Source organism: Filimonas lacunae (assembly GCF_002355595.1).
GTDB lineage: Bacteria > Bacteroidota > Bacteroidia > Chitinophagales > Chitinophagaceae > Filimonas > Filimonas lacunae.
The window spans coordinates 6364750-6390606 of the sequence record NZ_AP017422.1; the positions used below are offsets into that span (position 1 = coordinate 6364750).

At 40.9% G+C, this 25857-nt stretch carries 21 protein-coding genes; 10 read left to right on the forward strand and 11 right to left on the reverse strand.

Annotated features, from left to right (window positions below; genetic code table 11):
- Window positions 1–2 precede the first annotated feature (2 nt).
- The 6 genes from FLA_RS24940 to FLA_RS24965 are packed head-to-tail and all read right to left on the reverse strand — an operon-like array spanning window position 3 to window position 7984.
- Window positions 3–1109, reverse strand: coding sequence for a glycosyltransferase family 4 protein (locus FLA_RS24940; protein WP_076375447.1), 1107 nt, complete (start codon window positions 1107–1109; stop codon window positions 3–5).
- Between the two features lie 21 nt (window positions 1110–1130).
- A complete protein-coding gene (locus FLA_RS24945) occupies window positions 1131–2201 on the reverse strand; it encodes a glycosyltransferase (protein ID WP_159445055.1) in 1071 nt (356 codons plus the stop codon).
- Between the two features lie 31 nt (window positions 2202–2232).
- Window positions 2233–3441: a VpsF family polysaccharide biosynthesis protein gene (locus FLA_RS24950; RefSeq protein ID WP_076375451.1), complete on the reverse strand. Its 1209-nt coding sequence runs from the start codon at window positions 3439–3441 to the stop codon at window positions 2233–2235.
- A complete protein-coding gene (locus FLA_RS24955) occupies window positions 3438–4760 on the reverse strand; it encodes a lipopolysaccharide biosynthesis protein (RefSeq protein WP_076375453.1) in 1323 nt (440 codons plus the stop codon). Before FLA_RS24955 ends, FLA_RS24950 begins: the two co-directional genes overlap by 4 nt.
- A 6-nt stretch (window positions 4761–4766) precedes the next feature.
- Window positions 4767–7160 (reverse strand): GumC family protein, encoded by a 2394-nt coding sequence (locus FLA_RS24960; RefSeq protein WP_076375455.1) that lies wholly within the window; start codon window positions 7158–7160, stop codon window positions 4767–4769.
- A gap of 11 nt (window positions 7161–7171) precedes the next feature.
- Complete coding sequence (locus FLA_RS24965) at window positions 7172–7984, reverse strand: polysaccharide biosynthesis/export family protein (RefSeq protein WP_076375457.1); 813 nt, start codon at window positions 7982–7984, stop codon at window positions 7172–7174.
- A gap of 663 nt (window positions 7985–8647) precedes the next feature.
- Here FLA_RS24965 and FLA_RS24970 point away from each other — a divergent pair.
- The gene (locus tag FLA_RS24970; RefSeq protein WP_144263953.1) at window positions 8648–9544 is read left to right on the forward strand and encodes a helix-turn-helix domain-containing protein; all 897 of its coding nucleotides are present in this window, start codon (window positions 8648–8650) and stop codon (window positions 9542–9544) included.
- Here FLA_RS24970 and FLA_RS24975 read toward each other — a convergent pair.
- Entirely contained in the window at window positions 9539–10234 is a 696-nt protein-coding gene (locus tag FLA_RS24975; RefSeq protein WP_076375461.1) for a peptidoglycan DD-metalloendopeptidase family protein, read from the reverse strand. The two genes, FLA_RS24970 and FLA_RS24975, sit on opposite strands and share 6 nt — an antisense overlap.
- 132 nt (window positions 10235–10366) lie before the next feature.
- On the opposite strand from FLA_RS24975, the gene FLA_RS24980 reads away from it, so the two are divergent.
- The gene (locus tag FLA_RS24980) at window positions 10367–13588 is read left to right on the forward strand and encodes a S41 family peptidase (RefSeq protein WP_231940326.1); all 3222 of its coding nucleotides are present in this window, start codon (window positions 10367–10369) and stop codon (window positions 13586–13588) included.
- 333 nt (window positions 13589–13921) lie between these two features.
- The gene (locus FLA_RS24985) at window positions 13922–14482 is read left to right on the forward strand and encodes an acyltransferase (RefSeq protein WP_084206007.1); all 561 of its coding nucleotides are present in this window, start codon (window positions 13922–13924) and stop codon (window positions 14480–14482) included.
- A 63-nt stretch (window positions 14483–14545) separates the two neighbouring features.
- On the opposite strand, the gene leuS is transcribed toward FLA_RS24985, so the two are convergent.
- Window positions 14546–17326: a leucine--tRNA ligase gene (gene leuS, locus FLA_RS24990; RefSeq protein WP_076375463.1), complete on the reverse strand. Its 2781-nt coding sequence runs from the start codon at window positions 17324–17326 to the stop codon at window positions 14546–14548.
- 154 nt (window positions 17327–17480) lie between these two features.
- Between leuS and FLA_RS24995 the strand changes: the two genes are divergently transcribed.
- From FLA_RS24995 to FLA_RS25020, 6 genes are all read left to right on the forward strand, one after another.
- Window positions 17481–18356, forward strand: a complete 876-nt coding sequence (locus FLA_RS24995) for a cell division protein FtsX (RefSeq protein WP_076375465.1) — start codon at window positions 17481–17483, stop codon at window positions 18354–18356.
- Between the two features lie 153 nt (window positions 18357–18509).
- Window positions 18510–19544 (forward strand): hypothetical protein, encoded by a 1035-nt coding sequence (locus tag FLA_RS25000; protein ID WP_076375467.1) that lies wholly within the window; start codon window positions 18510–18512, stop codon window positions 19542–19544.
- A 44-nt stretch (window positions 19545–19588) separates the two neighbouring features.
- Window positions 19589–19840, forward strand: a complete 252-nt coding sequence (locus FLA_RS25005; RefSeq protein WP_076375469.1) for a DUF3098 domain-containing protein — start codon at window positions 19589–19591, stop codon at window positions 19838–19840.
- A 92-nt stretch (window positions 19841–19932) separates the two neighbouring features.
- Window positions 19933–20727, forward strand: coding sequence for an undecaprenyl-diphosphate phosphatase (locus FLA_RS25010; protein WP_076375471.1), 795 nt, complete (start codon window positions 19933–19935; stop codon window positions 20725–20727).
- Between the two features lie 62 nt (window positions 20728–20789).
- Window positions 20790–22154 carry an MFS transporter gene (locus FLA_RS25015; protein ID WP_076375473.1) on the forward strand — a complete coding sequence of 455 codons (1365 nt, stop codon included), beginning with the start codon at window positions 20790–20792 and terminating at the stop codon, window positions 22152–22154.
- A 3-nt stretch (window positions 22155–22157) separates the two neighbouring features.
- Window positions 22158–23018 carry an MBL fold metallo-hydrolase gene (locus FLA_RS25020; RefSeq protein WP_076375475.1) on the forward strand — a complete coding sequence of 287 codons (861 nt, stop codon included), beginning with the start codon at window positions 22158–22160 and terminating at the stop codon, window positions 23016–23018.
- Here the strand turns inward: FLA_RS25020 and FLA_RS25025 are convergent, their stop codons facing one another.
- A complete protein-coding gene (locus FLA_RS25025) occupies window positions 23019–23777 on the reverse strand; it encodes a DUF3108 domain-containing protein (RefSeq protein WP_076375477.1) in 759 nt (252 codons plus the stop codon).
- 32 nt (window positions 23778–23809) lie between these two features.
- Window positions 23810–24724, reverse strand: coding sequence for a lysylphosphatidylglycerol synthase domain-containing protein (locus FLA_RS25030; RefSeq protein WP_096511293.1), 915 nt, complete (start codon window positions 24722–24724; stop codon window positions 23810–23812).
- Window positions 24725–24869: 145 nt separating this feature from the next.
- Here FLA_RS25030 and ruvC point away from each other — a divergent pair, with 145 nt between their 5' ends.
- Window positions 24870–25439, forward strand: coding sequence for a crossover junction endodeoxyribonuclease RuvC (gene ruvC, locus FLA_RS25035; RefSeq protein WP_076375479.1), 570 nt, complete (start codon window positions 24870–24872; stop codon window positions 25437–25439).
- Here ruvC and FLA_RS25040 read toward each other — a convergent pair.
- A complete protein-coding gene (locus tag FLA_RS25040) occupies window positions 25426–25815 on the reverse strand; it encodes an HIT family protein (RefSeq protein ID WP_076375481.1) in 390 nt (129 codons plus the stop codon). The genes ruvC and FLA_RS25040 overlap by 14 nt on opposite strands.
- Window positions 25816–25857: the final 42 nt, after the last annotated feature.

Below are 25857 nucleotides of genomic sequence, written 5' to 3' on the forward strand. Positions count from 1 at the left end.
AACTAGCGTTTCAATAACCCCTCGTACACAGCAGCCAACTTGGGTATTACTTCCTCTGCATAATAAGGCGCTACCACCTTTTTAGAATGGGCTCCCATGGCAGCAACAAGGGAAGGTTTTTGAATACATTGCAGCATAGCATCTGCAATTTCATCTATCGCACCAGGCTTTACCAGGTAACCATTGTAACCTGGCTTTACTATTTCTTCTATTCCCCCAACAGGCGTAGATATAATAGCCTTGCCAAAACTCATAGCTTCCAATATAGAAAGCGGTAACCCCTCATTGTAAGAAGGAAGTATGTATACCTGTGAGTTGCTGATCGATTTTATTTTATCATGCCCGGTGAGCCATCCTTTGTAAGTAACCAGTTCTTGTAACCCTTCCTCTTCAATAAACCGGGTTAATTTATCTACCGCACCATTACCGCCCACTACCAGGTGCATTTTACCTGCAAAGGCAGTTTTATATTTTTTTATCGCTGCCAGTAAATCAAACACTCCTTTACGATCGCCAATAGCTCCCAGGAACAAAAATTCCATTATTGTAGTAGCATCTTCATTATGTGGAACGGCAGTAACTGACTTTTCTACAATATTTTCCAACACAACGATCTTCTTCACCTCAAACCTTGATAGAAACCAGGTTTTCCAGCTTTCAGACAAACAAATAACCAGGTCTACACGCCTGAAAAAATGCCTGATCCAGGCTGCACTGATCTTACCTGCGTGGTCGTAAAAATCTTTAAACTCCGAACCATGGCTATGATAGATCACTCGTTTACGGAACACGTATTTTGCTATAAAAAACACACCATACTTTCTGTAAAAACTGCCTTTGGCTGCACCGTGTATATGAACAATTTTAATAGAAGGCTTTAGTAACAAAGCCATTACCAGCCTTACCATATGATACAGGTAATAAGATACAATAGCCGGTTTAAAACGTTGTGGCTTATAAGTGGGTACAAAATAAAAAGGAGCAAAATATTTTTCGTAAGTAGCAATCACTCCCCCAATTCCCCCTCGATTATTTTTAAACTGTACCCCCGCAGTAAGTACTTTTCTGGCAAGCGGCCCCGTTATAAAAGCATTACTTCCGTTATACATGATCATGACTAATTGCCCAGCTTAACTGGCGTTGTATAAAGACACATATGCTTCGTTCATCGTTTGCAGGGAGTAATGGGTCAATACATGTTCCCGGGCAGCTTCGCGCATTTTCTGTCGCTGATCCTGACTGGAGTTTATCACCTCCATTATTGTTGCTGCACAGGAGCCGGCATTCCCCTTTTCAAAATAATATCCCAAACGACCATTTTCTATCAGCATCATAGGAGCAGGTAAATCAGCTACCACACTCAGTACGTTGGCAGCCATCGCTTCTGCAATAGCTAATCCGAAACCTTCTTCCAATGAGGGCTGTATTAACAGACCATACTCACAAAGATTGTCGTATATCCAATCCCTGTCTTTTAATCCCAGAAAGGATACCTGTTTTTGCAGCCCAAGTGAATGGCATAACTGCTCTAAAAACTCCCGAGAGGGGCCTTCACCCACAAAATGCATTTCAAAATCATGCACCTTATGTACAGTGAGCAATTGATGCAAGGCAGACAACAATATGTGCTGACCTTTTACCGAATGAACCAACCGGCCAATCTGCACCATTTTAAGCGGAGACTTGAAATTGCCCAGCCATCTTGACCTTACTTTTCCTGTATCCACACCATTAGGCATAATAGCAGCGTTGAGCAGGTTGGTAGATCTGGCTTTGACATCATACTCTACCGCTGGTGAAATACCAATTACTTTAGAATACTTGTGCATATTACCCACCTCATATCCTGTAGCATGCACGGTCAGTATTTTTTTACCTGATGCACCATATATCAATGAAATTACTTTTTCATGATGGGCATGAATAACATCAGGATTATAGGTGAGTAGTATACGGTTTAAGCGAATCACATGCATAGGCGATCTTGAGCCGGGCGATCGCTTTAAACGAATAACCACTACCCGCGCATCTACCTGTTTCAGCAAATCTTCATCTACCGCGTTATTAATAATCACCAGCATTACTACCGGAAATATATTTACCTGAAAGTTAACAAGGTCTACAATTACATTCTCAGTACCACCATTCGTAAACGAAAAGGTGACATGCGCTATTACTTTTTTGGTAACAGTTTCACTCATGATATTAGAATATGCATTCATGGATTGAAAACTAATAAACGAAAAGGCCTTTGTCTTTTTCAAAGGAAAAAAGAGCTACTAAAACAAATAACACCTGTGTGTTAGTAGCTAATGAATTATTGGTTGCAGAAGCAACAAAAAACAATATGAGTAGAAGGCCCTTAATCCATACATTTACAATTGAGTTTTTATTACGTAAAAAGTAAAACAAAGCAAACAATAATATAACTGTAAATATTAGTCCAAACTTAAGAATCCATACTACGAAAAAATTTTCAATAATATCTACCCCAGCGCCATATGAAATCATATCCACCACATCTTGAGACTTTGCCCAAAGCATTTCAGAAATGCTATTAAAATCTAGTAAACTAATAGCTTGCAATCGAACATCGGCACTATCATCAAAGAACGAAGCCTCCATCAATCTTTCTCCAAAAGAAGTATACAAAACCATGTACACAAATACAGAAAAACAAACTATCACAAGAGAAATAGCATACAACTTATTAATTCGCTTAAAGTAATCGTTATACGAAACAGAAACCGGCAACACATATAACATAAGAATAGAAATAGCAGCAGTATATAAACAACCACGGGCACCAAAACAAACTAAAGCGATCAAAAGAATGCCAATTCGAATCATTTTTTTCCCAGGGCTCATATTTATTACTAGATAATACAAAATAAAAGCAAGGGAGTATAATGCGTTATTTAAAGGATGACCGAGTAAGGCTGTAGACCTGAAAACAAAACCATATGTATTTTGAATAGGAAACACATTTACTCCCATTATTCTTTCATATATAGCTAAAAATGAGTTTATCATAATTAGCACACAGGCTAAATGAACAGCATCTTTTTTTACATTATTTCCGTAACTATTAAAACAAATAAGTAATACAAGTGGAACCACTAATGTATCAATTAAAGGAGAAAGACTGGCACCAGTGTCTGCCAATATTAAATAAATAAATAGCAATGTAAGCGTATACAAATAATACAACGCAGCTTTACTTTGCCTAAAAAAAACAACTATTCCACTCCAATTCATAAATATCTGCCCAACTAACAAGCAAGCCGACAGATAAGTTAGTGGATGAAACTTTGTGTATGAAGATACAGCAAACTCTCCCATCGGATAATTAAGCAGCTCTAGTATCCCCTTTCCCAAAAAACACAGACACAAAGTCACTCTTACAACTATACGTTGCTTCGCCTCAATTGTCAATATCATTTATAGCCATAATAGGTATAGGTAAAACAATAAACAGCCACAATAGCCATGCAGCAAAAAGTAGCAATAAAAAAAGCCTTGCGACTCAACTCTATCTTGAATGAATGGAAACTAAAAAAGTAAACGTAGAACATCGCACATACGTTAAGTATCATAGTAGAATAAGCTACACCCGCACACCCCTTATATTTTGACCACTCAAATGCAACCAATAAATGAACTACCCCTATCACAACACACTGCACCATGTATTGCTTTGTCTTTTTCAAAAACTGAAATACCTGATCAAAATAATGAATTTTGCAGTTATGCAAAAAAGTGGCGATCACTACCACGGGAAAAACCTTAGCAACCACAAGCGCCTTGTCTTTAAAAAGAAGCGTACAAATAAAATTATTATACAAAAAAACAAGTACAAGAAGTGGGATAGCAACAAGCATAATATAATCACCATTCTTCTTAAATATTTTTCTTGCCAGAGTTATATTTTCCTGATTCAGATGTCTGATAATATTAGGATAGGTTGGCAGTGTAAGGATATTAAAGAAAGATGCTATTACCATACTTGACAAAGAATAAGCAGCCGAATATGCCCCCAACTGCGTTAATCCTGCATTTACCTCAATAATATATCGGTCTACCCGTACAAATAAATTAGAAGCAACAATTACCGGTATTAAGGGAAACGCGAATAACAAAAACTTTTTAAAAAACAACTGATCAGGTTTTGTATTTACCAGTATTACGATTGTTTTATTGAATACTACAGATATGATCGCTAATAATACAAGTAAAGAGAAAACCTGTATATATAAAACACTATCAACCTCCGTATTTTTTTTAAAGAGTACCCATACAATTGCGGGAACATAATAACAAAAATTAACCAGCACTGATAATGTAGTATAAGCTCTTAACCCTGGCCTGGATATTCTTACATAATCGAGCACCACATTAGCCATCCCTCTTGAAAAGCACCCTACCATAACAACCAAAAACCAGCTGAAAGTTCCCCAATGAAGAAATTTATTTCCCAATACAGCAACAAGTGTCAGTACCAGTAAAGCCATAGTAATATAACCGCAAAGACGAAGTGCTATTGAAACAGAATATTTTTCATCATCATAAAAACGGAGCATCGCCTGTTTTATCCATTGATATAATAATACCTGCAAAAACTCAATGGTCACTAATGTAAGAGACAACATTCCATAAGCTTCTAATGACAAGCTTCTAGTAAAAACAATTAAAGCTGCAAAGTTTATAAGCGCAGGAACGATATAAGCAGGAGAGCTAATTATAATATTTTTAATATTCATAAAATTCTATCCCTGCTTTTTCTCTTTTAAAAGAACTCTCACACGCGGCTTCGTATTCTTTTGCTTACTACCATAACCATACTCCTCATCATACTTATAGCCTCCATATCCATATCTATGGGAAGCTTTTCGTTTAACGTCATTAATAACCAGGTAAATATTCTTCATTTTACCTGATGTTTTTAATTCCAGTGGAATAGTTAAACGATTTTTATAGGTATAATCTATTCTAACCATATACAAGCAGGTAGTTGCGTAAGATGCCAGAATTTGTGCATCAGTTACGAGTCCTACAGGTGGCGTATCCATGATAATTACATCGTAGCTGTCTCTTAATTCAGCAATTAAGTCATTCATTTTTTCATGCAACAATAATTCAGCAGGATTAGGCGGCAATGGGCCAGATGGCAATAAGTCAAGCTTTTCTATTCCTGATGGTACTATTATTTTATAAAGCGGCAGGTTGCTTACCATATAGTTAGAAAAGCCATTTTCTGCATCTATGTTCAAATAGCTGGCAACCTTTGGTTTTCTAAGATCAAGCTCCATCAACACTGTTTTTTTTCCTGTTGAAGCGAATGCCTGAGCAAGATTAAGTGCAGCAAACGACTTACCCTCGCCCCCTAAACTGGACGTGAATAATATAACCGGACACTTCACCGTTCCGTTTACGAACTGTAAGTTTGTACGAATGGCTCTGAATTGTTCTGCAATAATAGAATCTGGCTTTTCCTTATAAATAAGCGGAGATGAAATTTCACTATGGCTTATTTCTCCCACCAGGCCTATCTGACTTAGCGCTATTACTTCATCAGAACTTTTCACCCTATTGTTCAACATATTAATAGCAGATAATCCAAAATAAGGAATAACAATTCCGAGTAAAAGCGCCATTAACATTACCAATGGCTTTTTAGGCCACACTGGCCTATATTCAGCTCGTGGACTATCTATTAAACGAGAGTTAGCAATATTAGAAGCTTTAGTAACAGCAATCTCTTCTCTTTTTTGCAGCAGGAAAACAAATAAAGCCTGCTTAATTTCTTGCTGTCGTACTAAATCAAGATAGTTGCGTTGAATTTCAGGTACCTTTCTGATGTTTACCGTATTGCTTCCACCTATTGAATCAAGTTGATTAAAAGATACCATCAATCCTTTTCTTACAACTGTTAAATGATCCAGCATCTTAGCGCGCAATCCTTCAAGCTGAACATCAATATTTTTAATCTGTGGGTTGTTAGGAGTAAAATTACTTAGCAGCTTTTCTCTTAAAAGTTGATTTTCATTATAAATAGCTAATAACTCTAAAAACACAGGATCTTTAGTGAGTAAACCAGGCACCATCTTATTTTTAAAGTTCTGGTTAGTAAACATCCTGGTTAAAGTATCAACTAATGAAAGTTCAGTATTGATACTATTTACATTTACACCTTGCTGCTCCCATTGATGAATAAGCACTTTTGCCTGCTCATCCATATCGGCAATATTATGCCTCTGCTTAAAATCCTGCACCTGGCGTTCAACCTGACTAAGGTCTGCGTTCACAATAGCAAGTCTACGATCTATAAAAGTCATCGTACTATCAGCAAAAGCATTTTTTTGATCCAGATTGCCATTTATATACTGCTTTACAAGGGTAGCTAAAATGCTTCTCCCTTTTGCCGGAACGGGATAAGCAAGCTCCAGATTAATAGTAGTTACCTGTTTATTAGGCACCTTTACAGAAAGCATATGCTGTAATTCTTCAATACTTTTATCAAGAGTGGAAATAGTTACTTTATACTTTCTGCCCTTAATATAGCCTTGTGATTTATTAAATTGATAAATGCCAGAATGCATATTAATTGGATAACCAAATTTGGCAACATGCGTTTCTTTAATCGAAGCACTGGTGTCAGTTTTCCCAACCTGCTCCTCTACTTTTATGGCACCATCTTCTTGTTCAGACAATGTAAAAACTGCACTCCCAGCACCTATTGAATTGACAGCTGTTATGGTAACAGCTGTTTCTGGATACATTTCCCGATATACTAAGTCTTTCTGTTCAAAGTACTTAACGTTCAACTGCATGTCTTTCACTACTCTTTCCATCAAGTCCTGTGTTTGCAACACTTGTGATTCATTGTCCACATTACTTTTTCCTCCCAGCAAACTATTAAAATCCTGCATTACATTGGAGGAAGCTCCAAATAAGCTACCAGCCTTTTGATCATCATCTACCAATATCTTAGCGGTTACCTTGTATACCGGAGTGGCGATTTTAAGATAAAACCATCCCCCTACCAGACTAAAAAGAATACACAATAAAAAAATCTTCCAATGATCCAATACAAAACTGAAAATTGTTGAAAAGGTTTGTCCATCCTTCTGATGCTGCTCTGTTACATTTTCCGAATCCATAGGTTATATCGTTAATTTATTCTGGTAGCTAATACAATGATGACGGACAATACAGAAGCTGCAATAGCAAAGTTTCTTGTTTTAGTACCATCCAGATTAGCTAATTTGGTCTTACCAGGTTCTACATATATTACATCATTCTGCTTCAAATAAAAGCTTGCAGATTGAAGAGAAGAAGTTTCGTTCAGATTAAGTATAAACACCCTGCTGCTATCCCCGAGATTCCTTATAATTTTCACATTCTCTTTTTTTCCAAAAACGGTAATATCCCCAGCAAGAGCTAATGCATCTAATACTGATATTTTTTCATTAGGCACAACATATGTTCCAGGCCTGCTGACCTCTCCCATTATATTAATTTTAAAATTAGCAAAACGAACAGTTACCGTAGGGTCATTCAAATGCACGGAAGCCCTGCCACGTATACTATCTTTAGCAGCAACAGTTGTTAATCCGGCAACATGTATTTTTCCCAACATAGGTAGTTCTATATCTCCATACTGATTAACCAGGTAACTGGTTACGCTAGGTTGCATTGAATTATTGATTTGGGCACTGGCAGCAGATTGCAATGCTGGGTTAGATACCGAAAGAACAGCTGGCGTAGCTGCTAAAACTGTTGCAGTAGTACCATCTGCAGTTTGAATAACAATATTTAACAGATCATCTGTTTGTATAACCGGGGCCTGAAAAGCGACTCTCTTAATATCAACTGTAGATTTTTCCGGCAAATCTGTAAAATAAGGCACTGTGCTATATTTTGTTGTAGAACAGGCCATTGCCATTACACACATGGCAATAGAAGGAACAAGACTTAATTTCATAACAAATCGTATATCGGGAACTAACTTCTAAAAAATAGCTACCGCTACAGTTAATCACACGGATTATCCTAATTTTTAATAACTGCCTTTTAGCCTTAATTGAAAAGTGATTACCATTCAATTAAGGCCGCAATGTTTGTTTTTTAAACGATAAATTAAATTCAGATTAAATTATATATGAGCAAATCCCACACAGGGAAAGGGATATTCAGTTTTGTTCATTTTTCAGAACAACATCATATTGTATTCATTGATAATACAATACTGAACAATATTTTATTTTTCTATAATAGATTATTTGCCGCCCGTCAAATAAATGAGTAGAATTCAGATAAGTATCTGATTATAAAACAATAGGTTATGTTTTAAGAAAAATCTAAAACTCTTAACGGATACCGGATTTGTAGCTGAGTAAAGGTACAAAAAGCTTTTCCACTCTTTCATAATAACTTCCTAATCTTAATCCGGCCGTCTCTCTTCGCATTTTTTGCTAATGTATTTTTAATCTGAGGGGACATCAACAGTTACTGCCTTCATTTGCGATATATCCCTATTAACTACGATAAATTTATGATATATCATGATTTAAGGAGATACCATACATCTCAACTATCTAATAATCAACAATTTAAGGTATGGCATTTTAGTTGTAACTGACGCATTGTGCTGAAAATAGAAACCGCTATGAACAACCAGTTATTATACACTGCAGGCAAACCTTCTTATAGTCCGGAACAGGAAAATGCTTTTGACATCCAACTACTGGATGAGCCAGCCTGCGTTCATTTATTAAAAGGCGAGCGCAAACGGCTTACCCGCTACGAAATCATCTGTTTTACTACCGCTGCGGGGTTAATAGCCATAGATGTGGATACCCATATTATCAGTGATAATTTCATATACTGCCTGGTTCCCGGCCAGATACGCAGGATACAGACCAATGGGAATGCTAAAGGGTATTACATCTCCTTTTCGGAAGAGTTTTTATACCGGGCAGGCATTTATAAAAGAGGAACAGGTGCTTTACACCCTTATTCAGCCATTATGAGCACTTCTATCATCGTAGCAGATGCAGCCATACAATCGGAAATAGCATTTATCACTACTATTATGAAAAATGAGTATAATAGTTATAACCTGCTGCGGTCTGAAATTTTATCGGGTTTACTGTATATACTCAGCGCCTACTTCTCGCGCAAGCTTACAGGCAGAAAGGAAACCATGCCCACATCCAAAGATGGTGAACTGGTGCAGCGGTTCATGTACCTGCTAAAATCTAACTTCACCAGTATGAAACAGGTATCTGATTTTGCCAGTGAATTATGCGTGTCGCCTAACTACCTGAACCGGGCCGTAAAAAAAATAACAGGCTCCACCGCAAGCGCACAAATTCAACGGTTAATTGTTATGGAAGCTAAAAAGCAAGCTATTCATTCCAATAATAGTATGAAGGAGATTGCCTATATGCTTGGCTTTACAGACATTGCACATTTCAGCAAGTTTTTTAAAAATAACTCCGGTGTAAGCTTTACACATTTTAGAAAGGAAATACTCTCATAAGGCTGTTGCATACCGCATCATCTGCAATAGCTTGTCTGCATCCGGACAATTAGCCAGATATTCATCCTTTTCAGAAGGCTTGCATACACCCGGATAATCTCCTTCTTTCCCCTGCATATCTATCACCACCTGAAAATGCAGGTGCGGCGGCCAGTTACCATTTTCGGCAAGGTTGCCAAACCTGGCCAGTAATGCCCCTGCCGCAATCTCCTGCCCTTTTGCCAACTCCCGTATACTATCAAACGACAGGTGTCCATACAGTGTATGAAAAGTATTGCCATTTACTGTATGCTGTACAATAATAGTTGCCCCATAATCGCCCGGCTGGTTATTAAAAGCAAAGCTATGCACCACGCCTGCCAGTGGAGCGTAAACAGGCGTGCCTTCCGGGCCCCAGATGTCAATACCCAGATGTATGCTACGCGATTCGCCAGCAGTATTGTTATCTGCATTGCCAAACAAAGCTCTGGTTCGGTATAAGGCCCTGTCTTCGGCATACCCGCCTATTCCATAGCGTGCATTTGCCTGCCTTAACCATACTTCTATGGAGCTGTTCAGCAATACCGGGTTGCTCACCAGGTTTTCTGTTAATGCGGCATTAGCAGCGGTAAAATCCATCAATAACAACTTATCTGCTCCAGGTGAAAATGGGACTACCTGGTGCAAACTGGCTTTATCTACCTGTATCATATACAACTCTATTCACTTTTATAGCAATTACCGCTCATCCATCAATTTACCGACCCACTTCCCAATCATAGTAAAAATCCTTTTCCATCCTTCTTATCTTTAGCCATTATTCGAGAAACTAAACAGCAGTAAATGAAGATGCGTAAACTACTGGCGATTGGCTTATCCTGCATTGGCCTTACCGCCGCCGCTCAAAACAATCCCTTATGGCTAAGATACCCCAGTATTTCACCAGATGGAAAAACAATTCTGTTTGGCTACAAAGGGGATATTTACCGGGTAGATGCCCAGGGAGGAACAGCCGTTCCATTAACTATTCATGAGGCCCAGGACATGATGCCTGTATGGAGCCACGACGGAAAAACCATTGCTTTTGCCAGCGACAGGTATGGCAACTTTGACGTGTTTGTAATGCCTGCTACAGGTGGCGCTCCTACCCGCGTTACCAATAACAGCGCTAACGATTATCCGTATGACTTCACTACCGACGACAAAAAAGTGATCTTTGGCAGTGGGCGCACCGCACCTGCTACCAGTGTACGCTTTAACAGTCCACGCCTGTTTCAGAACTTATACAGCGTTGCTGTAACCGGTGGCCGCCCGGTATTGATCAGTGCTGCTGGTATGGAAAATGCCCACTACAACAGCAAAGGCACCCAGCTGATTTTCCAGGACCGCAAAGGCTATGAAGATGCCTGGCGCAAACACCATACCTCTGCTGTAACCCGCGACATATGGGTAATGGACATAGGCGCTAACAGTTACCGTAAACTTACCAGTTTTGAAGGGGAAGACAGGGAACCTGTTTTCAGCAGTGATGATCAATCTTTTTACTATCTCAATGAAAAAGATGGCACACAAAACCTGTATAAAGCATCCCTGACAGCTGGCGCAAGCGAACAACAACTTACTAAATTCAAAGACAACCCGGTGCGCCACCTCAGCCGCAGCAGCAATAACACTTTGTGTTTTAGCTGGAATGGTGAAATATACACCCTGCAAAATGATGGCACCCCTAAAAAGGTAAGTATCTTGATTGCTAATGACGGACGGGGCAATGTAGAAAAAAACATTCCCATCAACGGTAATGTTACCGAGTTTACAGTAAGTCCTAATGGTAAAGAAATTGCCTTTGTAAACCGTGGTGAGGTGTTTGTAACCAGTGTAGAAGGCGGACAAACCAAACGCATTACCAACACCCCTTCACAGGAGCGTATGATTGAATGGTCGCCTGATGGTAAAACCCTGTTATACTCAGCAGAAAGAAACAATAGCTGGGACATTTACCAGGCTACGATTGTGCGTAAAGACGAACCTTATTTTTACGCCGCAACTCTTATTAAAGAAGAGCCTTTAATTGCTACCGATGCAGAAGAATTTCAGCCGAAATTTTCACCGGATGGTAAGGAAGTAGCTTATGTAGAAGAGCGTAATATTTTAAAAGTATACAACCTGGCCAGCAAAAAAACGCGCACCCTGTTGCCGGCAGGTCATAACCACAGCTATAGCGACGGCGACTGGTCGTTCCAGTGGAGCCCCGACAGCAAATGGATTATCACCGACGATCAGCGCAATTATTTTTTTACCAGCAACACAGGCTTAATTAAAGCAGATGGTTCACAGGCTATATCCTACCCGGTAAACAGCGGGTTTGGTGAAGGCAGTGCCAAATGGGCCCTGGATGGTAAAATGCTTACCTGGACCAGCGACCGCGACGGACGCCGCTCACTGGCAGTACAAGGCAGCCGCGAAGTAGATGTGTTTGGGGTATTCTTTGATAAAGAGCAGTACGACCGTTTTAAACTGAGCAAAGAAGAACTCGCACTGCTGAAAGAAAAAGAAGAAAAGAAAGACACGACTAAGAAAGACGATAAAAAAACGAAAGAAGACAGCAAAACTCCGTTGGTGTTAAACCTGGACGATTTAGACAATCGCCGGGTAAAGCTTACCATCAACAGCTCTTCTATCAGTGACTATATTTTAAGCAAAGACGGCAGCAAGCTGTATTATTTGTCTTCTTTTGAAAAAGGCTTTGACCTGTGGGTAACGGAGCCCCGCACGCATGATACCCGTATCCTAGCTAAACTCGGTGGCAGCCCCAGCGGTTTGGAAGTGAGCAAAGACGGCAAAAGCCTGTTTGCCAGCAACAGGGGTGGCCTGGTGAAAATTGATGCGGAAAGCGGTAAAGTAACCCCTATTGGCATTAGCGGAGATATGGTGTTGGATGCCGCCGCTGAACGCAGCTATATTTATGAGCACACCTGGAGACAGGTACAGAAGAAATTTTATGATCCTGCTATTCATGGTATTAACTGGAAAGGTTATCACGACACCTACGCCCGCTTTTTACCACACATCAGCAATAACTACGATTTCCAGGAACTGTTAAGTGAGCTGCTGGGCGAATTGAATGGCTCGCACACCGGTGGCCGTTACAGCCCGCGCATGGCCAATGCAGATGTTACCGCCAGCCTGGGCCTGTTGTATGATGAAAGCTACACCGGCAATGGTTTAAAAGTGACAGAGGTAATTTCAGGCGGTCCGCTGGACAAAGCCGGCAGTAAAATTAAAGCCGGAACTATTATTGAAAAGATTGACGGCGAAGCCATTACAGATAATATCGACTGGGCTAAACTGCTGAACCAAAAGGCAGATAAAAACACTTTATTAAGTGTGAAAGACGGCCAGGGTAGTTGGGACGAAACCGTAAAACCGATTACCATTGGCGAAGAAAATGCTTTACTGTATACACGTTGGGTGGATAAGATGACCAAAATGGTAGATAAGCTGAGCAATGGCCAGATTGGTTATGTACATGTACAGGGTATGAACGACGGCAGTTTTCGTGAAGTGTTTGACAAGGTGATGGGCCGTAACCTGGAAAAGAAAGCGTTGATTGTAGACACCCGTTTCAATGGCGGTGGCTGGTTGCATGACGACTTAAACACCTTCCTCAGTGGCAAAACCTATCTGCGCTTTGCTCCTCAAGGAAACATTGCCACGGGCGGTGAACCTGTGAGTCGCTGGCAAAAGCCCAGCTGCGTGTTAATGAGTGAAGGCAACTATAGCGACGCATTCATTTTCCCTTATATCTATAAACAAAATGCCATTGGCAAACTAGTGGGTATGCCGGTAGCCGGCACCGGTACCGCTGTTTGGTGGGAGCAACAAATAGACCCTACCATTGTGTTTGGTATTCCAATGGTAGCTACTATCGGGAAAGAAAACAGACCTACAGAAAACCTTCAGGTTGAACCAGATATCAAGGTTACACTGCCTTATGAAGACTTCCTGAATGGCAAAGACGACCAACTGGAAGCTGCTGTAAAGGAAATGCTGAAGGAAGTGAAATAACCAGTATTAATCGGCAAAATGCCTGTTATTTACTGGAAATTACTTTGAATTCGCCGCAGGAAGCAAATATTTCGTCGCAAGTTTTATATTCAATAAAACGAAAATGTTAACTTGCTCCAATAAATAACAATTAGATTATTATTTTATTTAAATAGGTGTTTTTCATAGGTTAGCAACGCCCCCTTGTTTCTACATAGGGGCTTTTTTATTTATTTCTTTTCAGAACTAAATTATATAAAGTAGTATATGAGTTATTTATGATAAAAAAAATCAGCTAACATGTTTACATTATTGATAAAAGTAACTTCTTATTAATACCTATTATTAAAAAGTATGAAACGGAAACTGATCTTTTTTTTAAAAAACATGCTGGGACTAACTTCAGAAAGTAAAATAGCAGCGTTGAAGAAAAGAGGAATGAGTATAGGTAAAAATTTTTCAATGATGCAAGGTTGTATTATAGACCCATCACACTTCTGGCATATTACCATAGGTGATAATGTCACATTTGCACCACGGGTACATATACTTGCTCACGATGCCAGTACCAAGCTTTACCTGAATTATAGTAAGGTAAAAAATGTTATAATTGGTAATAATGTTTTCGTAGGAGCTGGCTGCATTATTATGCCTGGTGTAACTATAGAAGATAACGTGATAGTTGGAGCGGGCTCTATCGTTACCAAAAAATTAGAAGCAAACGCTTTATATGCAGGCAACCCGGCAAAATTCATTTGTTACATCCATGAATACTTCGATCAGCAAAAGCAGTTAATGAAGGCAGGTGTAAACCTATTTGAAAAAGAATATACACTTAGCGGTAATATAAGCCTGGAGAAAATGAACGAAATGAAACGCATTATTGATAAGGAAGGCGTAGGCTTTGTATACTAAAGCACCTGTAAAAAAGAGCGGGACACATTTTCATGCATCCCGCTCTCCACTATACAATAACGTTTATATTACAACGTTCACCATTTTACCTTTCACGAAAACGAACTTTTTAACAGGCTGGCCATCTACCCATTTTTGTACTACTTCGTTTGCAAATACAATCGCTTCTACTTCCGCCTGCGATGCATTTAAATCGATATGAATAGTGGTACGCAGTTTACCATTAATACTAACAGGATATTCTTTAGTAGATTCTGTTACATATTTTTCTTCAAACACAGGATAAGCTGCATCCAACACAGAACCAGCATTGCCTAATTCGCTCCATAACTGCTCTGCAATGTGTGGTGCATAAGGCGTAAGCAATACCAGCACATGTTGCAGTATTTCTTTCTTATTGCATTTCAAATCACTCAGCTCATTCACACACACCATAAAGGCACTCACAGCTGTATTGAAAGAAAAAGCTTCGGTATCTTTTTCAATTTTCTGAATAGCCTTATGCAACACTTTCAATTCTGCATCAGTAGCTTTTTCATCAGTCCATACTTTGCCCTTTACTTCGTCAAAGAACAAACGCCACAGCTTACGCAGGAAACGGTGTACGCCTTCAATACCTTTAGTATCCCAGGGTTTGCTTTGCTCCACAGGGCCTAAGAACATTTCATACATACGGAAAGTGTCTGCCCCGTATTTTTCTACCAGCACATCCGGGTTAACCGTATTGAATTTGCTCTTAGACATCTTCTCCACCTCACTGGAACAGATATATTTCCCATCTTCCAGGATAAATGTAGCATCAGCAAATTCAGGCTTCCATTGTTTAAACGCTGCAGTATCCAACTCCACTCCGTCTACAATGTTTACATCTACATGTAACCTGTCCGTTTCATATTGATCAGCTAAACCGCCAGATACATATTGATTAGTCCCTCTTACCCTGTACACAAAACGGCTGCTGCCCTGTATCATGCCCTGGTTTACTAACCGCTTGTACGGTTCGTCGTGTCCGATATGTCCCAGGTCGAATAATATTTTAGTCCACATACGGCTATACAGCAAATGTCCAACCGCGTGCTCTGTACCACCTATGTACACATCTACCTGTCCCCAGTAATCACTTACTTTTCTGTCGCAGAAAGTCTCGTTATTATGTGGGTCCATATAGCGCAGGAAATACCAGCTGCTGCCTGCATAGCCGGGCATGGTGTTGGTTTCCAGGTGACGCTCTGTCCAGGCAGGTACATTGGCCAGCGGGCCTTCCCCTTCCGGACCAGGGCCATATTTCTCAATAAAAGGCAATTCAAGTGGCAGTTCATTTTCGCTTAAAGGATAAGCTACGCCATTGATCCATTTAACAGGGAATGGCTCACCCCAATAACGCTGGCGGCTGAAAGCAGCATCGCGCATTTTAAAGTTCACTTTCCTTTTACCTATACCCATTTCCACCAACTTATCAATAACAATGGCCATCGCTTCACGCATGCCCACGCCGTTCAGGAAATCGCTATTTTGTAACAGGGCATCTTTGGTAGCATTGGCTTCATTGCCATCGAAGGCATCACCAATAATGTTGGTAACCGGGATATTAAAATGCTGTGCAAATTTAAAATCACGTTCATCACCACAAGGCACCGCCATAATAGCACCGGTACCATAGCCCGCCAATACATATTCAGAAATCCACACCGGCACTTTTTTACCGCTGAAAGGATTAATGACATAAGCCCCCGTAAAGCAGCCGGAAATTTTCTTTTCCGCCATACGCTCACGGTCGCTACGGCTTTTTACATAAGCGATATATTCCTCTACTGCCTGCTTTTGGCCGGCAGTGGTTATTTGTTCAATCAGTTCATGTTCTGGCGCTACTACCATAAAGTCTACCCCAAAAATGGTATCGGGGCGGGTGGTATACACGGTCAGTGTTAAATCGGCAGTTACTGCTTCGCTGCTTACTGCAAAGTCAATTTCAGCGCCATAGCTTTTACCAATCCAGTTGGTTTGCATTTCTTTCATGGCATCACTGTAATCAACACGCTCCAGCCCTTCCAGCAACCTGTCGGCATACTCGGTAATACGCAGGTACCACTGACGCAGTTTCTTTTTCACCACCGGAAAACCACCGCGTTCACTTACCCCATTGATCACTTCGTCGTTTGCCAGCACGGTGCCTAAACCTTCGCACCAGTTTACCTCACCATAACCACAAAAGCTTAAACGGTATTCCATTAAAATACCTTGCTGGGTAGCTTCATCAAAAGCCTTCCAGTCAGCAGCCGTAAAAGTAGCTTTACCATTGGCCAGTTTATACTGGGCGCTGGGGAAAGGGTGTACGCTGTTACCTTCTTTTTCAAAAGAAGCTGCCAGCACCGAAATATTTTCCGCTTTATTACTTACACGATTGTAGAAACTATTGAACAGTTGCAGAAAAATCCACTGCGTCCATTTATAATAAGAGACATCTGAAGTACGCACTTCCCTGTCCCAATCAAAGCAAAAACCGATATTATCCAGCTGCTTGCGGAAAGTGGCGATATTTTTATCTGTACTCACAGCCGGATGCACGCCATGCTCAATAGCATACTGCTCGGCCGGTAACCCAAAAGCATCATACCCCATTGGATGTAGCACGTTAAACCCTTTTAAACGTTTAAAACGTGCATAGATGTCGCTGGAAATATAGCCTAGCGGATGGCCCACATGCAACCCTGCCCCACTGGGATAAGGGAACATATCCAGCACATAATACTTGGGTTTCTCTGAATTGTTAGCCACCTTGTACGCATTGGTTTGCTTCCAGTAGTCCTGCCAATGCTGTTCAATTTTTCTGAAATCGTATTCCATACAGTGTATAAGTAATGAGTCTGATGCAAAAAACTAAAAAAGCCGGAATAGTTATTGGTATTTTTTAGCTATTTAGGCCGCAAAGGTAAGTTTTTAAGGGGGCAAATACCCTAAATTTGCCCGGGTACTAACCTTTCTAAACTAATTTATAAGCATGGCGCAATTTGGCAAATTATCAGCAGGCAGAAGCAAGCCCAGTTATGTATACAGTATCATTGGTGTAGCCATTGTACTGTTAATCATGGGAATAATGGGATGGTTGTTCCTCAATTTCAGTCAGGCCAGCAACGCCTTTAAAGAAGATATCCGCATCAGCGCCTACCTGCGTACCCTGAATAAAGATTCTATCAGTCAGATTCAGCAGTTTATAGCAGGCCAGCCTTTTGCCCGGGAGGTAAAGTATATTAATAAAGAAACCGCGAAGGAAATCTGGAACAAGGAAAATAATGAAGACTGGAGTAAATTCCTGGACTATAACCCCCTGCCGGAAAGCATTGACTTTTACACCAAGGCGCAGTATGTAAATAACGACAGCCTGAAAAAGATCTCTACCGTATTAATGTCGGCCTACGGCAACCAGATCACCGATTTACAATACCCGCAAAGCCTGGTAAGCAGCCTGAACGAGCGCACCAGCAAACTGGGCGCTATTTTCCTGGTAATAGCCATAGTGTTGTGCGTTATTATAGTAGTAAGCATAGATACCACCATTCGCCTGGCCATGTTCAGCAACCGCTTTTTAATTAAAACCATGCAAATGGTAGGCGCCACCCGTGGTTTTATTGTGAAACCGATGGACTTGCGCGCTGTGTTAAACGGGCTTATCAGCTCGGTAATAGCCATCGCTATCCTTTTCAGTGTGATACAATGGGCCGAAAATCAGTTTCCACAACTGAAAGCCATCCATAACACACAGTTAACACTCATTTTATTTGGCGGCATGATTGCCATAGGCGTAGGTATTTCTTTATTCAGTACCCACCGTAGTGTAATGAAATACCTGAAAATGAAACTGGACGATCTGTATTAAACGATAGACTTTAAAAGTGGAAAAAGGCCCCGCATAAAACGGGGTCTTTTTTATTTCCCGACTGAAAATGTTAAAAAAACGCTTATTTTTCGGCACATTTACTGCCCTTTGGCAGTATCCCCTTGATTAAAAATAACCTCAAACCCAACTACCATGAAGTATTCAGTGTTACTACTGACAACAGCACTATTTATTTCCGGCGCACAGGCGCAAAAAGTTGATTTAGACCGGTACACGATCCAATATCAGTATCGCGATCTGCCACACAGGCCCATTAGTCCCAATGCATTGAGTTATTATGCCCGTGCAGTAGTGCCCGGCAACATCAGCAATTCTATTCCGTTAGAAACCATTGAAGGGAATATTGTGATCGATGGTTTAAAATGGGACGCCCAAAACCCAGCCATCAGTGTTACCCTTACTGCCAGCGATTTAAGTTTCAGCGATATTGAGATAAAAGAGAACGTAGAAATTAAAAAGGATAAAGATGGTAAAGAAACCGGCCGTGTATACACCTATTTTGCCACCGCCAAATACAGCCTTACCTGCACCGGTAAAGCGGTAGACAACCAGGGCGTGGTTATTTACAATGCGGCGTTGGGCACTTCCAGCACCTATACCTCTTCTTCCTACAACAACCGGCGCGAAGCTTCTGAGTACTGGAACAATAACAGGATTGAAGTAAAAAAGTCGCTTACTGCCAATATTATTAATAATGCCACCGCCAACCTGAGCCGTGGCCTGAGCAACGATTTTGGCTTTCCCCAGCGTGGTGGTTACGACTACCTGTGGATACTGAACGCGAAAAAACACCCCGAACACCAGGCACAGCAGGAAGCCATTGAAAAAATCAAGATCGCTTTTGCGCACATGACAGCTAATGAGTCACTCGACAGCTTTAGCGCTGCTATGGCTCCTATCCTGGACTATTTTGAATCGGTAAAAACCAAATACCCGGGCACAGATAAAGCTGACCGTAAAATGCGCTACAGCAGCTACTATAATAAAGCCGTGATATACATGTACCTGGATATGCCGGAAAAGGCCATCCCGGAAGCAGAAGCCCTGGCGGCAAACGGTTATGATGAGCGGGATGGTGAAACCCTGAAAAAATTGGCTACTGCCTTGAACGATCTTTTTCTAAGAAATGCTAAAAGATCAAGACATTTTGCGCCACAGACTAATTAATTTTCAGAAATCCACTATTTTGCAGCCACAAAACCAGGTAACATATGTCTGACAAAAAACCGTCAATTCCGGTATTATTTACAAAAGAGAACTACATGTGGATGCTTATTGGAGCAGCAGTAGTGGCTTTAGGTTTATTGCTCATGTCTGGCGGTAAAAACGAACCCAACCAGTTCGACTATAAAGTGGTATACAGCTTCAGACGCATTACATTAGCGCCCATCGTAATTGTGTTAGGATTGCTGATAGAAATATATGCCATCTTCAAAAAGCCAAAGAAGAACGCTGACGCGTAATCTGAAATAAACAAACTCAAAAAGCGGTGGAAACGACAACGTACCATCGCTTTTTATTTTTACACCCGGCACCAATTAGTCTCTTTATTCTTATGACAACTTTTCAATCTATTGTAATTGCCATTATTGAAGGCATTACAGAGTTTTTACCTGTATCCTCTACCGGACATATGATCATTGCCAGCTCTTTATTAGGCATTGCGGAAGATGATTTTACCAAGTTATTTGAAGTAGCCATTCAGTTAGGCGCCATTGTTTCGGTGGTGATACTGTATTGGAAACGCTTTTTTCCACTCAACCGCTGGGCATTCTATATTAAACTGATAGTAGCCGTAATACCAGCCCTTTTACTCGGCTTTCTGTTTTCAGACAAAATTGATGAATTGCTGGAAAGCCCCACTACTGTGGCCGTTGCTTTATTGCTGGGTGGTATAGTGTTGTTATTTATTGACCGCTTATTTACCACTCCTGCTATTGAAGAAGAACAGGGTATCAGCTATCCTAAAGCTTTTATTACAGGTATATGGCAGTGTTTAGCCATGATTCCAGGTGTAAGTCGTAGTGCTGCCAGCATTATTGGTGGTATGCAGCAAAAAATGACACGTAACCTGGCTGCAGAATTTTCCTTTTTCCTGGCTATCCCTACCATGGCGGCAGCAACAGGCTACAAACTGCTGAAAACCTTCAAAACCCATCCTGAAATTTTAAAAGACAGCCACAACCTGATGTTACTGGCACTGGGTAATGTAATAGCGTTTGTAGTAGCCATGCTGGCCATTAAATTTTTCATTGGCTATATTCAGAAATACGGCTTCAAACTATTTGGCTGGTATCGCATTATTATAGGAGCTGTTTTGCTGGTGCTTATTTATAAGGGAGTTTTATAAACATCCAGCTGCAGGCAGCATCGTAACAAAAAACTAGCATTACACGAATAACAAACAACCCAATGCAAACCGCATCTAAAAAGGTAATTAATGGCTGGGCCATGTACGACTGGGCAAACAGTGTGTATAACCTGGTTATTACCTCCACTATATTCCCGGCTTATTATACTGCCATCACTCTTACCAAAGAAGGCAGCAAGGTGAGCTTCTTTGGGCATACGATAGAAAACTCGGTTTTGCTGGATTATACACTGGCAGCCGCTTATCTTATCATAGCACTCATAAGCCCTGTATTAAGTTCTATAGCAGACTATTCGGGCAACAAGAAAAAGTTCATGCAGTTTTTCTGTTATGTGGGTGCGCTCAGCTGTTGTGCACTGTTTATGTTAACACCTTCTATGAATGCCGCTTTTGAGCCCACCGGTTTCAGTCCTTTTGTGCTGGAAGCAGGCATGTTGTTTTTTATGCTGGCAGCTGTAGGTTATTGTGGCAGCCAGGTATTCTACAACGCCTACCTGCCCGAAATAGCCGCAGAACCAGACCAGGACAGGGTAAGCGCCAAAGGTTTTGCCTACGGCTATATAGGCAGCGTGCTGCTGCAGATTGTTTGCTTTATAATAGTAATGAAGCCACAGTTGTTTTTTATTCCAGCCGATCCGCAATACAAATACTTTCCCGCCCGTATCTCTTTTGTACTGGTAGGGTTATGGTGGCTGGGCTTTGCACAAATTCCCTTTAAACGGTTGCCGCTTTCTGCCCCTTCCACGGTTGCACGCAATGGCTCTGTTATCAAACATGGCTTTCAGGAACTGCAAAAAGTATGGAAGCAGCTACAGGGCTTACCTGTATTAAAACGCTTTTTGCGTTCTTTCTTCTTTTACAGCATGGGAGTACAAACTGTAATGCTGGCAGCTGCCATCTTTGGTAGCAAAACCCTGCATTTACCTACCGATATTTTAATACTTACCACGCTTATCATCCAGATAGTGGCTATAGCCGGTGCCTGGTTAATGAGTAAACTTTCCGGCCGCTTTGGCAACCTGAGCGTGCTGGCGGTAGTGATACTCATTTGGGTAGGCATTTGCATTGGCGCTTATTATACAGAAGCCGAAAACAACATGCAGTTTTTTATACTGGGTGGTAGCGTTGGCCTGGTAATGGGCGGTATACAAAGTCTTAGCCGTAGCACCTACGCCAAGCTAATGCCCGAAACCAAAGACACCGCATCTTTCTTTAGCTTTTATGATGTAACGGAAAAGCTGGCGATAGTAATAGGTATGACCAGCTTTGGTTTTATTGAGCAAATCACCGGCAACAACATGCGCAACTCGGTATTAGCGCTGGGCCTTTATTTTATCATAGCTTTCATTCTGATGTTATTTGCCATTGGCAAACTGAAACAGGAAAAAAAAGCGGCAATACAATAGCATATGAAACTGTACACAATTGATACGGAACTGTTTAAACTGGATGGTGGCGCTATGTTTGGTGTAGTGCCCAAAAGCATATGGAATAAACTAAACCCGGCTGATGAAAACAATATGTGTACATGGGCTATGCGCCTGCTGTTAATTGAAGACGGCAAACGCCTGATATTAATTGACACAGGTATTGGCAATAAACAAGACACCAAATTCTTTAGCCATTACTATTTACATGGTAATGCTACTTTAGACTCCTCCTTGGCCAAACATGGCTTTCACCGGGATGACATTACAGATGTAATACTTACCCACCTGCATTTTGACCATGTAGGGGGTGCTATACTCAATACCAACGGCCAGCTAAGCACTGCGTTTAAAAACGCTACTTACTGGAGTAACCAAACGCATTGGGAAAGCGCCACTAATCCTAATCAACGGGAGAAAGCATCTTTTCTGAAAGAGAATATATTACCTATACAGCAAAGTGGCCAGCTACAGTTTATCAATGGTCCGTTGGAAACGCCTATATATACTTCTCAAACGCCTTTCCTCGACAACATCACCATACGGTATGTAAATGGGCACACCAGCAGCATGATGTTGCCACAGATCACCTATAAAGGCAAAACCATTTTATACATGGCCGATCTGTTACCTTCTACTGGTCATATACCATTGCCTTATGTAATGGCTTACGATATGCGCCCATTGGAAACGTTGAATGAAAAAACAGCTTTTTTACAGGAAGCGGTGGATAATAATTATATCCTTTTCCTGGAGCACGATCCTATACATGAATGCTGCACACTGCAAATGACGGAGAAGGGCATTCGCTTAGGTACTACGTTTGCCCTGAACGAAATATAATTACCAGGAAATTAAAGACGACATAGGGTGCCGCAGGTTGCGGTATTGCATCATATCTACTTTAATGCTACCTACCACTATAGGAGTTTCAATACGTAAAGGAATATGGTTAGGGTCGTCTGTTACCCAACAGTTCATTTTTTCCCCGCCCTGGAACAGCGTGCCTTTCAGCAAAAGTGGTTTAAACTTGATGGCGCGAAACTTACCATATTTGGTTTTTACCGTTTCCTTCCCCTGGTAACGGATGTATAAATCATACACTTCATTATCCAGGAACATTTTGAAAGGTATTTTATCGCCAACATTGTATTTATTGAAGTCGATATTGCGCATATAATATACAGCGCTTATTACATCCTGGATACAGCCAGGCACTTTATACACCCCTTCCGTAGTAATGGCAGTGTTGGTTTGGTGGTTAAAAGTGACGTTTTCATATTTCTTATAACCGCCTTCATCAATATTGCGCACAAACTTGAGCGGTTGCAAACTACCCGTATCAAAATATGTTTCATACTTATCGCGCACCTTAAATATCCAGTCGTAGCTGGAATTAGAAGTGCCTTGCGCCAGTATGTGATACACCGGCGTATTGTTGAGCCTTTCCAGCGTACTGGAAAAGGAAGCAGTTCCTGCATTTACATAAATGCCTGCAACAGCATAAAAGATGTTGTAAGTAATAGATTCACCAGGCTGAAAAGCTGTATTACGTAATCCACATAAATCATTCTCCGCAGACAGCTTGAGCCAGCAAACCATACACAGTGTCAGAATTGTAAATTTTTTCACGGTTATTTTCTGAATAGTTTAATACTCAATATAAACAAACTTCCGGCCAATGATGGTAATATTAAGTTAATCCCCCATATACCAGCAGCTGTAGCAATAATACCAATAGTATTTGTGCTTAGCAAACCAAATAATTGTAAACTCGCCTGTCCTCTTACACCCAATTCGGCAATAGGAATAGTAGGTACAATGGCCAGCACCAAAAACATTACGCAAATAATCCACCAACCATCTATAATACCAATATGCACTTCAAAAACCTGCATCAATAATAAATATTGAGCAGTAAATACCACAAAACGCACTACAGACAACATCAGCACATTGGTTAACTCTTTCCAATGAAAGGTTTCTACCTTTTGTATAAAAAAGCTGTATTTAGAAACAAAAGGAATGCGCTCTATAATGGATGTGATACGGGATAATTTGTAATATACCAGCAATAGTAAAACAGTGCCTACAATAATAGCATACAGCATGCCATCGAACCAGAAAGCAGAAAGCCCCTGTAATTGCCGTCCTTCCGTAAGCACATAGGAACGCAGGTATATTAACCCACCAATACCCGCCACCAGGGTTACTATCAACTGGCTTACACTTCCTATTAAGGTAAGAGCAATAGAGCGCAAACGATTACCCTCATCCATATACAGGATGCGGCCTACATATTCCCCTACCCGGTTAGGCACAAACAGGCTTAGCGCCAGCCCCGACAGCACCGCCTTAAAAGCCTTCCATAAAGTAATATGCTGCACAGGCGCCACCAGCACCTGCCACTTACGCGCTTCAATGCCCCAGTTTACAAGGCTTAACGCCATTACCACCCAAAACATCCATTGCTTTGGCCCCAGAAAGGACTGCTTAATAACATCCCAGGAAGAATGAAAATTTGCCTGATTTTGTATACGCTTATACATAGCGTACGTTAAAATGATAAACAGTACAGGACCAACAATATAGTTTAGCAATATCTTATACTTACGCTTCAGCTTCGTTCTATTTTTATTCAAACCTACGGTAAAACAATTATTTATAACAGGGGATGGTTTATTTTCACAGCGGATGAAGAAACCTGATTACATAGTAATGGGCATAGACCCGGGCACGCTTATTATGGGCTATGCTATTATTGCTGTTCGCGGCAGCACTACCGAAATGATAGTGATGGATGTGCTTAAACTGGGGATGCATAAAGATATTTACCAGCGATTAGAAAAAATTCACACAAAAGTGTGTGAGTTAATAGCCCTGCATAAACCCAGCCACTTTGCTATTGAAGCGCCTTTTTTTGGAAAGAACGTACAAAGTATGTTAAAACTGGGACGCGCCCAGGGCGTGGCTATAGCCGCTGCTATGCAAGGCAGCATACCTGTAACAGAGTATCCACCCAAAAAGGTAAAACAATCCATTACAGGTAACGGCAACGCCGACAAGGAACAGGTTTGGAAAATGTTACAGCAGATTTTAAAGCTGGACGAAAAGCCCGCTTATTTCGATGCTACCGATGCCCTTGCTGTAGCGTTGTGTCATCATTACCAGCTTACTTCTCCTTTAGGCAAAGCCACCAAAGGCCTGAAAGGCTGGGAAGATTTTATTGCCAAAAATCCGGGACGGATTTCTATAAATAAGTGATAATTTTTGCCTGGGCAGCAGCCAGCTCTTCCGGTTCTGCCTTCTTTTTACCCGCCAGTATATCTGCATCTCCCATGCCGTTCATAGGTATCAGGTGCACATGCACATGCGGCACTTCAAAACCCAGGGTTAAAATATTTACCCGGTCGCAGGGAAAAGCCTGTTGAATGGCTTTGGCAATAGGTTGCGCAAAAGGAAGTATGCCTTCCAGGTACTCTACAGGCAAATCAAATATCCGGTCTGTTTCTATTTTAGGCACTACCAGCACATGCCCTGCTGTGGCAGGAAAAATATCCAGGAAAGCAAAAAAGCGATCGTTCTCTGCAATCTTATAGGAAGGTATTTCGCCGGCAATGATTTTTGAAAAAAGTGTCATAGATCTGTATCTGTTTAAAACAGGAAAATTAATTAAAATCGT